This is a genomic window from Nocardioides sp., from assembly GCF_035503875.1.
Classification (GTDB): Bacteria; Actinomycetota; Actinomycetes; order Propionibacteriales; family Nocardioidaceae; genus Nocardioides.
Genome location: NZ_DATJTA010000052.1, coordinates 19,663 through 29,702, shown reverse-complemented (window position 1 = coordinate 29,702; position 10,040 = coordinate 19,663). Strand labels below are relative to the sequence as shown.

Sequence of the window (10,040 nt, the reverse complement as noted above, 5' to 3'; positions counted from 1 at the left end):
TCAACCGGCTGGACGACGTGATCCTGTTCGACGCGCTGACCACCGACGAGCTCACGGACATCGTCCAGCTGCAGGTGGACAGGCTGGCGCGGCGGCTGGCCAGCCGGCGGCTGACGCTGCAGGTCACCCCGGCCGCCACCGGCTCTCTGATGGAATGAGCGGCATGAGCAGCCCGCCTCGTCCCCCGCAGACCACCTTCGCGGCGGGCCTCGTCATCGGCGGCTCGATCCTGCTCGTGCTGTTCGCCTTCCAGAGCATCTCGGGCCTGCGGTCCCTGGAGACCCGCGAGGCGGTCGAGGAGTTCCTCTCCGGTCCGCCGGGTGACGGCATGGGCCTGAGCGTCCCGGATGTCCTGACGATCATGCGGGTGCTCACCATGGTGGCCGCGTCCAGCGCCGTCGCGGCGGCCATCCTAGGCTTCTACGCACTGCAGCGCTCGCGCTCGGCGCGGGTGGCGCTCTCCGTCCTCGCGCCGGTCGTGGCGACCACCGGGCTGGTCCTCGGCGGCCTGCTGTCGTCGGCGGTCGCGGTCGCGGTCGTGATGCTCTGGCTGCAGCCGTCCCGCGACTGGTTCGACGGCGTCACGCCGAGTCCCGCGCCCGAGCGGCGCCCGGATCCCGCGCCGACCCCGGACCGCGAGCCCCCGTCGCCGTGGGGCCCGCCGCCGTCGTCGCAGGGCACGGCCCCGACGACGACCCAGCCGCGGCCGTACACCGGGTTCGGCGACGCTCCGCAGCCCCAGGCCGGTCCGGTGCAGGGGGCGCCCGCACCGCAGCCGCCGTACGGCGCCGTACGCCCGAGCACACCCGGACGGCGACCCGGCGCCGTGCTCTGGGCCGCGGTGCTGACCTGGGTGATGTCCGGACTGATGGCCGGCGGGATGGTGATGGCGACCGTCGTCATCGGGCTCTCGCCCGAGCTCGTCATGGACGAGGTGAGGCGGCGCGAGCCGACCATGGCCGACGACATCACCGAGGACATGCTCCTCGGCACGATGATCGCGATGGCCGCCATCGTGGTGCTGTGGTGCGCCGCCGCCACGGTCTTCGCGTGGTTCGCCTTCCGCCGCGCGTCCTGGGGGCGGGTGGCCCTGATGATCTCGGCAGGGGTCGCCGCGGCCTGCTGCCTGCTCGGCGCGGCGGTCGGCAGCTTCCCGCTGCTGGTGCCGCTGGCGGCGTGCGCGGTCACGGTCTCGCTGCTGCTGCGCCCCGAGGTGCGCGCCTGGTACGCCGCCCGTGGAACGATCTGAGTCATGAGCGACCAGCAACCGCCCTGGGGGCCGCCGCCTCCGGAGAACCCGGACGGCCAGCAGCCGCCCGCGAACCCCTACGGCCAGCAGCCGCCGGCGAATCCCTACGGCCAGCCGGGCGCGCCGTACGGCCAGCCCGCGCGCGACCCCGAGCGGCGGCCCGGCACGGTCACGGCCGCCGGGATCGTGACGATCGTGCTCTCCGGCCTGAGCTTCCTGCTGTACGCCGTCGTCGCGCTGCTCACCCTCGTGGCCCGCGACGACATGATCGACGCGATCGAGGACGAGCTCACCGCCGACCAGCGCGACGCGTTCAGCGGCGACGACCTCGCGACGTTCATCACCGCGATCGTGGTGGTCTTCGCCGTCTGGTGCCTGATCGCGCTGGTGCTGGCGATCTTCGCGATGCGGCGCTCCAACGTCGCGCGGATCCTGCTCGTGGTCTCGTCCGCCGTGACCGCGCTCGTCAGCCTGCTCGGCATCGCCTCGGGGGTGAGCGCCGTGACCCTGATCGGCGGGGTCGCCGTCATCGTGCTGCTGTTCACCGGCGGTGCGAACGAGTGGTACTCGCGGCGCCGGCAGCAGCCGGAGCTCCCCCTCGGCACCACCCAGCCCTGGGGCTGAGGGCCGACCGGCTCAGGCGTGGAGCTGCGCCGCCGCGAGGCGGCGCAGCCCCTCCTCGATGACCTCGGGCTGCTTGCAGAACGCCCAGCGCACCAGCTGACGACCCGCCTCGGCGTCGTCGTGGAAGACCTGGCTCGGGATCGCGACCACCCCGGCCCGCTCCGGCAGCGCGAGGCAGAAGGACATGCCGTCCGGCCAGCCGAGGGCGGTGACGTCGGTGGTGGCGAAGTAGGTGCCCTCCGGCACCCGGACCTCCAGCCCGACGTCCGCCAGCCCGGCGCAGAGCAGGTCGCGCCGCTCACGGAGCTCCGCGGCCAGCCGGGCGGGGTAGTCGGGCTCGTCGTCGAGCGCGTGCGCGACCGCCGGCTGCAGCGGCGAGCCCGAGGTGAAGGTCAGCCACTGCTTGGCGGCCAGCACCGCCTGCACCAGCTCGCGCGGGCCGGTGGCCCAGCCGACCTTCCAGCCGGTGAAGGAGTACGACTTGCCCGCGCTCGACAGGGTCAGCGTCCGCTCGGCCATGCCGGGCAGGGTCGAGATCGGGACGTGCTCGACGTCGTACGTCAGGTGCTCGTAGACCTCGTCGGTGATGACCACGAGATCCCGCTCGACCGCCAGGTCGGCGACCGCCTGCAGCTCGGCGCGGGTCAGCACGGTGCCGGTGGGGTTGTGCGGGCTGTTGAGGAGGACGAAGCGGGTGCGGTCGGTGACGGCGGCCCGCAGCTCGTCCGGGTCGAGCCGGAAGTCGGGCGCGCGCAGGGTGACCGGTCGCCGTACCCCGCCGGCCATCTGGATCATCGCGACGTAGGAGTCGTAGTACGGCTCCAGCACCACGATCTCGTCGCCGGGGTCGACCAGCCCCAGCAGCGCGGCCGCGATCCCCTCCGTCGCGCCGGTCGTCACCACCACCTCGCCGTCGGGATCGAGGTCGATGCCGTAGTGCCGCTGCTGGTGCCGCGCGATCGCCTGGCGCAGCGCCGGTACGCCGGGACCCGGCGCGTACTGGTTCTGCCCGCCCTCCAGCGCCGCCACCGCCCGCGCGATCACCTCCGGCGGCCCGTCCACGTCCGGGAACCCCTGCCCGAGGTTGACCGACTGCGTCCGCACCGCCAGCGCCGACATCTCCGAGAAGATCGTCGGCGCGATCCCGTGCAGCCGCTGGGCCAGTCGCTGCGTCGCCATGCGGGCGAGCGTACGACGGACGTTGGTTCACCTCGGGCGGGGCGCTGGTTGAGGTGCTCCGGAGCGAGGTACGAGCGCAGGAGCCTCGAAACCCGGTGAGTCGAGCGGCAGCCTCGATGGGGGCGTCTGTCGTCGTGCGGGGTTTCGAGGCTCGTCGCTAGCGCTCCTCGCACCTCAACCAGCGTCGGGTCGGTCGTCGCCGTGCGAGATGATGGGGCGGTGACGACCGTGGACACCGACCTCGCTGCCGACATCGACGCCTGCTGCCGCCTGACCGGCACCTTCACGCTCCGCTCGGGGCAGGTGGCGTCGGAGTACTTCGACAAGTACCTCTTCGAGGCCGACCCGGCCCTGCTGTCGCGGGTCGCGCGGGAGATGGTGCAGCTGCTGCCGGCGGACACCGAGCTGCTCGGCGGGCTGGAGCTGGGGGGCGTGCCGATCGCGACGATGGTCAGCTACCTGACCGGCCACCCGGCGCTGTTCGTGCGCAAAAAGGCCAAGGAGTACGGCACCTGCAAGCTCGCCGAGGGGCCGGACGTGGCCGGCAAGCGGGTCACCCTGGTCGAGGACGTGATCACCACGGGCGGCGCCGTACGCGATGCCACGCGGGCGCTCCGTGAGGCGGGCGCGATCGTGGAGGTCGTCGTCTGCGCGATCGACCGTAGTCCCGCGGGCGAGAACCCGCTCGCCGACGTCGGTCTCGAGGTTCGCCCGGTGCTCACGAAGGCGCAGCTCGACGTCGCGCGGGACGCCGCCTCGGCCTGAGTTGAGGGCAACCCCTACGGTCTGGGGCATGCACGCCGCCGCGATGACCGCCACGGACTCCGACGACCTCACGGGGGTGGCGGGCTGGGCGGTCGACGTGATGGAGCGGCTCGGCGGCCCCGGGGCGGGCCTGCTGATCGCCCTGGAGAACCTCTTCCCGCCGCTGCCGAGCGAGATCATCCTGCCGCTCGCGGGGTTCGCGGCCAGCCGGGGCAGCTTCTCGCTGACCGGCGCGATCGTGTGGACGACGGCCGGGTCGGTCATCGGCGCGCTCGTGCTCTACCTGCTCGGGCGCTCGCTGGGCCGGGAGCGGGTGCTCGCGATCTGGTTGCGGCTGCCGCTGGTGGAGGAGCACGACTTCGAGCGCACCGAGCAGTGGTTCGGCCGGCACGGCCGCAAGGCGGTCTTCTTCGGCCGGATGCTGCCGCTTTTCCGCAGCCTGATCTCGGTCCCGGCCGGCGTCGACCGGATGCCGATCTGGCAGTTCCTGGTGCTGACGACCATCGGGTCCGCGATCTGGAACACCACCTTCGTGCTCGCCGGCTACCTGCTCGGCCACGAGTGGCACCGCGTCGAGCCGGTGGTCGGCTGGCTGCAGTGGGTGGTGGTGGCCGTGGTCGTGCTGTGGGCCGGCCGCTGGATCGTCCGGCGGGTGCGGCACCGGCGTACCGCCTGAGCCGGCCGGCTCGGGCTCAGTGCGCGCCGGTGTTGTCGAAGCCGGCGATGTCCACGTCCGGACGGCCGTCGCCGTCGTTGTCGTCGCCGCGCGGGCCCGCCGTACGACGGTGCCGGAACCACTCGTAGCCGAACGGCACGATCGTGAACGCGAGGATCGCGATCGTCACGTAGTCGATGTTCTCGCCGAGGGCCGGGAAGGCCGCGCCGAGGAAGAAGCCCAGCAGCGTGATGCTGACGACCCACAGGACCGCGCCGATGGCGCTCCACACGAAGAACCGGCGCCGGTCCATCAGCGTGATGCCCGCGACGACGGTGATGTAGGTGCGCACGAACGGCACGAACCGGCCGCCGACCAGCGCCTTGCTGCCGTGCTTGTCGAAGAAGGCGGCGGTCTGGTCGAAGTACTTCTTCTTCATGATCCGGCCGTCGCGCTCGTAGAGCGGCGGGCCGATCTTGCGGCCGATCTCGTAGCCCGCGACGTTGCCGAGGAACGCCATCAGGGTCAGCAGGCCGATCGCGAGCACCAGCTCGACGACCTCGTTCTCGATGCCGAACAGGTGGATCTGTCCGCCGGCGATGAACAGACCGAGGGCGAACAGCAGCGTGTCACCGGGCAGGAACGGGAAGAACAGCCCGCACTCGACGAAGACGATGGCGAGGCTGATCCAGATGAAGTAGGCGCCGTACTCGTGCTGCAGCCATTCCGGGTCCAGCCACTTGATCCCGAAGAGCAGCGGAGTCAGGATCAGGCCGGAGATCACCCGCTTACGGTACCTGCCCCTCCTGTCGTACCGGACCCGTCTTTAGTCTCTGCGACGTGGGTCACGAGACGGACGACGAACGGCGGGCGCCGTACGACCCGATGCCGCACGGGCCGGCCGAGGTCGGGGTGGGGCCGTGGGAGGGCGCCTGGCCGACCGGACCCGGCAGCGAGGTGTACGACGAGCTGCTGCTGGCCGAGGGCGACCGGCGCAACGTGGTGGACCGGTACCGCTATTGGAGCCTCGAGGCGATCGTGGCCGACCTCGACACGAGGCGGCACGGGTTCCACGTGGCCATCGAGAACTGGCAGCACGACTTCAACATCGGCACGATCGTGCGCTCGGCGAACGCCTTCCTGGCGGCCGAGGTGCACATCGTCGGCAACCGCCGGTGGAACCGCCGGGGGGCGATGGTCACCGACCGCTACCAGCACGTCCGGCACCATCCGGACGTCGCGGCGCTCGCGGCGTACCTCCGCGACCTGCCGGGTGGCCCGATGCCGCTGCTGGGCATCGACAACCTGCCGGGCTCGGAGCACCTGGAGACGATGGCGCTGCCCGAGCGGGTGTGCTTCCTGTTCGGCCAGGAGGGTCCCGGCCTCTCGGCCGGTGCTCGCGAGCTCTGCGACGGCACGTTCTCGATCGCGCAGTTCGGCTCGACCCGCTCGATCAACGCCTCGGCCGCGGCCGCGATCGCCATGCACGCCTGGGTCCGCGCCCACGCCGACCTGGGTGACGGGTCGGCGTGGCGCGGATAGCCGCTACCTGCGGGTCTTCTTGAGGCAGACGAGCACGACCTTGGTCGGGGTGTAGCGCCAGTAGGTGAACCGGCCGGCGCCGCCCGCCCTACGCGAGCAGACCTTGGGTCCCCGGTCGCGCATAGTCTTGATGACCGCACGGTCCTTGCCCTTGGCCTTGACGAAGGCTGCGACGGTCGCGCGGTAAGTGTGCCGCTCGGCGCAGGTGACGTAGGTGGTGCGGGTTCCGCAACGCGCAACGGACACTGCCGGCTTCTTGCTCAGCTTGGGCAGGGTCTCGGGGAGGTCGTTGAGTCCCTTGGTGTCCCACACCGCGAGGTGGCAGCTGACCCAGCGGGCGCCCGCCTGCTGCTGAGCGGAGTTCGGAATGAAGACGAAGCCGTGGTAGAGCGTGAGGGCGCGACGGAGCACATTCGAGCCGATCCACCGCTCGTCGTATTCGCGGCAGGCCGCTGACGCCTCGCGGTAGATCTTCGGGCCCGCGAGGTCGCCCTCGGTGGTCACCTGCACGACCCCCGTGGTCAGCAGCGTGTGGTCCGCCGAGCAGGCGACCGGAGCCGCCGCGAGCGAGTCCTTCATGGCCTGCTTGATCCCCACGTCGTGACAGGTCCCGACCGCCGGGGCTCCGGCGAGGGGATCGGCGGCCTGGGCCGTCGGCGCGGACGCCGCGACGAGGCCGGCGACCGCCAGCACGGCGGCGAGGACCAGGCCGAGCAGGCGGGTGATGGACGGGGCAGATCGCATGGGTACTCCGGAGGTCGAGAACGGTGGGGCTGCGACACCGTATGGCCGGAGCGACGTCGCCGGAGGCCGAACGTAAAAACTTCCTTGACGAAGGTCGCGGCCGCCGCGCTGCCCGACGGCCGCAATTGCGGCGGTTGGGCAGGGCCGGGACCGCGGCGGTGGGCGGACCCGGCGTAGGACTAGGGTGGCGGGCGATCGTCGTCGCCGCCCGAGGAGCCAGAGATGCCCATCGCCACCCCCGAGAAGTACGCCGAGATGCTCGACGCCGCGAAGGGCAACGCCTACGCGTTCCCCGCGATCAACGTCTCGTCCTCGCAGACCCTGAACGCGGCGCTGAAGGGCTTCGCGGACGCGGGCTCCGACGGCATCATCCAGGTCTCGACCGGTGGCGCGGAGTACCTCTCCGGCCCCTCGGTCAAGGACATGGTCGCCGGCTCGGTCGCCTTCGCGGCGTACGCCGCCGAGGTCGCGAAGAACTACCCGGTCAACATCGCGCTGCACACCGACCACTGCCCCAAGGACAAGCTGGACGGCTTCGTCCGGCCGCTGCTCGCCATCTCCGAGGAGCGGGTCGGGCGCGGCGAGGCTCCGCTGTTCCAGTCGCACATGTGGGACGGCTCGGCCGTGCCGCTGGAGGAGAACCTCGTCATCGCTGAGGACCTCCTCGAGCGCTGCATCAAGGCCAAGGTCATCCTCGAGATCGAGGTCGGCGTGGTCGGCGGCGAGGAGGACGGCGTCGAGAACGCGATCAACGACAAGCTCTACTCCACCCCCGAGGACGCCATCGCGACCGCCAAGGCGCTGGGGTACGGCGACCGCGGCTACTACATGACCGCGCTGACCTTCGGCAACGTGCACGGCGTCTACAAGCCGGGCAACGTCAAGCTCCGCCCGGAGGTGCTGAAGGAGGCCCAGGAGGCCGTCGTCGGCGAGTTCGGGCTCGAGGCCGGCAGCAAGCCGTTCCACCTCGTCTTCCACGGCGGCTCGGGCTCGACGCCGGAGGAGATCGCCGCGGCGGTCGACTACGGCGTGGTGAAGATGAACGTCGACACCGACACGCAGTACGCCTTCTCCCGCCCGGTCGCGGCGCACATGTTCCAGAACTACGACGGCGTCCTGAAGGTCGACGGCGAGGTCGGCAACAAGAAGCAGTACGACCCGCGCGCTTGGGGCAAGGCCGCCGAGGCCGGGATGGCCGCGCGCGTCGTCGAGGCGTGCGAGAACCTGCGCTCCGCCGGCAGGACCCTGGGCTGAACCCGGGCTGACTACTCGGCCGCCGCCGGGGCGGGGCGCGCAGCCTCGAACCCGGCGTGGTCGGGTCGCTCGAAGAACAGCACCGCGACCAGTCCGATCACCAGCACTGCGGCCGGCAGCAGCACGGACGCGGCCATCGCGTCGGCGAACGGCGCCAGCGCTGCCGCAGGCAGGCCGCCTCCGGAGCCGCCCTCGGACGCTCCGGAGAACGACGGCAGGCCCTCGGCCGCCAGTCGGGCGTCGATGAGCACCGCGATCGCGGCGGAGCCGATGACGGCGCCGACCTGCCGGGTCGCGTTGTAGACCCCCGCGCCCGCTCCGGCCTGGTGCAGGGGGAGGTTGCGGGTGGCGGTGGCGGAGTTCGGCGCCCAGACCGTCGCGTTGCCGATGCCGAACACGATCATCGGTGGCACCAGCCACCAGGTGGCGGCGCCCGAGGCCATCACCGCGGCGATCCCGACGGTGGCGCCCACGAGCAGCGTGAAGCCGACGCCGGTGATCGCCCGCGGGTGGACCCGGTCGGTCAGGATCCCGACAGGCTTGGCGAGCGCGATCGTCATCACGGCCATCGGCACCAGCAGTAGGGCGGCCCGGGTGGGGTTGAGCCCCCGCACCACCTGCGCCCAGAGCATCAGCGGGATCGCCATGCTGGTGATCGCGAAGCCCATCACCGAGATGGCGACGTTGGCCAGCGAGAAGTTGCGGTCGCGGAACAGCTCGAGGGGGACCAGCGGCTCGCGGGTGTTGCGCGCCTGCCAGACCACGAAGGCGCCCAGCACCACCACGCCGCCGACGATCATGGCGATGACCGTGCTGCTCCAGTCGAGCTCGTGGCCCTCCTGGATGCCGAAGACGAGCAGGAACATGCCGACCCCGCTCAGCACCACGCCGAGCCAGTCGAAGCGGTGCTGGTTGGTCGGCAGGGTAGGCACCAGCCGCCAGGCGAGGACGAAGCCGACGATCCCGACCGGGATGTTGATGAAGAAGATCCACTCCCAGCCGAGGCCGTCCACGAGCACGCCGCCGAGGATCGGGCCGACCAGGGTCGCGACCCCGGCCGTCGCTCCCCACAGCGACATCGCCTTGCCCCGGCGCTGCGCCGGGAAGATGCGGGTGATGATGGCCATCGTCTGCGGTGTGATCATCGCGGCGCCCAGGCCCTGCACGACGCGGGCGAGGACCAGCCCCTCGATGGAGTCGGTCAGCCCGCACCACAGCGACGCGAGCGTGAACACGGTCAGCCCGGTGAGGTAGAGCCGCTTCGGCCCGAAGCGGTCGCCGAGACGGCCGGTGATCAGCACGGGCACGGCGTACGCCAGCAGGTAGGCGCTGGTCACCCAGACGACCGAGTTCACGTCGGCGTCGAGGTCGGCGATGATCGCCGGCGTCGCGACCGACACGATGGTCGAGTCGACCAGGATCATGAAGAAGCCGAGGCAGAGCGCGAACAGCGCCGGCCAGGGGTCCTTCTCCTCCGTGGCGGGTGCGGTGGTCGGGGTGGCGGGACGGGTCACGGTTCCACTGAACACCACACCGTGGACACTTGACCCATGAGCCACGTCGATCTGATGGCCGGACCGCCGCCCACCCACCTCCCCGTCGACCCCGCGAGCGCCGAGCTGACCGGCTCGGTCGAGCCCGTCGACGTCGTACGCCGCCACCCCGAGTCGCCGCTCGCCTGGGCCACCCTGGCCGCGAAGGCCGCCGACGAGGGGCTGGACCCGGTGACCGTCTACGCCTACGCCCGGGTCGGCTACCACCGCAGCCTGGACCTGCTGCGCCGCAACGGCTGGAAGGGCCACGGTCCGGTGCCGTGGGAGCACGAGCCCAACCGTGGCTTCCTCAGCGCGCTGGCCCTGCTCGCCCTGTCCGCCAGGGCGATCGGCGAGACCGCCGAGTGGGAGCGCTGCTCGGAGTTCCTGCGCGACTCCAGCCCCACGGCGTACGACGAGCTGCTGGGCGGCGCCTGACACGCACGCTGGTTGAGGTGCGACGAGCGCGAGCGAGGATCGCTTCGCTCGCACCCCA

The 10,040-nt window shown here is 71.7% G+C and carries 12 protein-coding genes; 8 read left to right on the top strand and 4 right to left on the bottom strand.

Annotation, left to right across the window (positions count from 1 at the left end; translation table 11 throughout):
* Positions 1-17: 17 nt before the first annotated feature.
* The 3 genes from VMF51_RS12215 to VMF51_RS12205 are packed head-to-tail and all read left to right on the top strand — an operon-like array spanning position 18 to position 1,873.
* Entirely contained in the window at positions 18-158 is a 141-nt protein-coding gene (locus tag VMF51_RS12215) for a hypothetical protein (RefSeq protein WP_325474711.1), read from the top strand.
* Between the two features lie 5 nt (positions 159-163).
* Entirely contained in the window at positions 164-1,249 is a 1,086-nt protein-coding gene (locus tag VMF51_RS12210; protein ID WP_325474709.1) for a hypothetical protein, read from the top strand.
* A 3-nt stretch (positions 1,250-1,252) separates the two neighbouring features.
* The gene (locus VMF51_RS12205) at positions 1,253-1,873 is read left to right on the top strand and encodes a hypothetical protein (RefSeq protein WP_325474708.1); all 621 of its coding nucleotides are present in this window, start codon (positions 1,253-1,255) and stop codon (positions 1,871-1,873) included.
* A gap of 12 nt (positions 1,874-1,885) precedes the next feature.
* On the opposite strand, the gene VMF51_RS12200 is transcribed toward VMF51_RS12205, so the two are convergent.
* On the bottom strand, positions 1,886-3,052 hold the full coding sequence (locus VMF51_RS12200; protein ID WP_325474707.1) for a pyridoxal phosphate-dependent aminotransferase: 1,167 nt from the start codon (positions 3,050-3,052) through the stop codon (positions 1,886-1,888).
* Between the two features lie 219 nt (positions 3,053-3,271).
* Between VMF51_RS12200 and pyrE the strand changes: the two genes are divergently transcribed.
* Positions 3,272-3,817, top strand: a complete 546-nt coding sequence (gene pyrE, locus VMF51_RS12195) for an orotate phosphoribosyltransferase (protein ID WP_325474706.1) — start codon at positions 3,272-3,274, stop codon at positions 3,815-3,817.
* 28 nt (positions 3,818-3,845) lie between these two features.
* Positions 3,846-4,493 carry a DedA family protein gene (locus tag VMF51_RS12190; RefSeq protein ID WP_325474705.1) on the top strand — a complete coding sequence of 216 codons (648 nt, stop codon included), beginning with the start codon at positions 3,846-3,848 and terminating at the stop codon, positions 4,491-4,493.
* A gap of 16 nt (positions 4,494-4,509) precedes the next feature.
* Here VMF51_RS12190 and VMF51_RS12185 read toward each other — a convergent pair whose 3' ends face one another.
* The gene (locus tag VMF51_RS12185; protein WP_325474704.1) at positions 4,510-5,256 is read right to left on the bottom strand and encodes a DedA family protein; all 747 of its coding nucleotides are present in this window, start codon (positions 5,254-5,256) and stop codon (positions 4,510-4,512) included.
* Positions 5,257-5,357: 101 nt separating this feature from the next.
* Here VMF51_RS12185 and VMF51_RS12180 point away from each other — a divergent pair, with 101 nt between their 5' ends.
* Positions 5,358-6,014, top strand: a complete 657-nt coding sequence (locus VMF51_RS12180; protein ID WP_325474710.1) for a TrmH family RNA methyltransferase — start codon at positions 5,358-5,360, stop codon at positions 6,012-6,014.
* 3 nt (positions 6,015-6,017) lie between these two features.
* Here the strand turns inward: VMF51_RS12180 and VMF51_RS12175 are convergent, their stop codons facing one another.
* A complete protein-coding gene (locus VMF51_RS12175; RefSeq protein WP_325474703.1) occupies positions 6,018-6,758 on the bottom strand; it encodes a hypothetical protein in 741 nt (246 codons plus the stop codon).
* A gap of 222 nt (positions 6,759-6,980) precedes the next feature.
* Here VMF51_RS12175 and fbaA point away from each other — a divergent pair, with 222 nt between their 5' ends.
* Complete coding sequence (fbaA, locus tag VMF51_RS12170) at positions 6,981-8,012, top strand: class II fructose-bisphosphate aldolase (protein ID WP_325474702.1); 1,032 nt, start codon at positions 6,981-6,983, stop codon at positions 8,010-8,012.
* Positions 8,013-8,023: 11 nt separating this feature from the next.
* On the opposite strand, the gene VMF51_RS12165 is transcribed toward fbaA, so the two are convergent.
* Complete coding sequence (locus VMF51_RS12165; RefSeq protein ID WP_325474701.1) at positions 8,024-9,526, bottom strand: DHA2 family efflux MFS transporter permease subunit; 1,503 nt, start codon at positions 9,524-9,526, stop codon at positions 8,024-8,026.
* A 36-nt stretch (positions 9,527-9,562) separates the two neighbouring features.
* Here VMF51_RS12165 and VMF51_RS12160 point away from each other — a divergent pair, with 36 nt between their 5' ends.
* The gene (locus tag VMF51_RS12160) at positions 9,563-9,982 is read left to right on the top strand and encodes a DUF3151 domain-containing protein (protein WP_325474700.1); all 420 of its coding nucleotides are present in this window, start codon (positions 9,563-9,565) and stop codon (positions 9,980-9,982) included.
* Positions 9,983-10,040 lie beyond the last annotated feature (58 nt).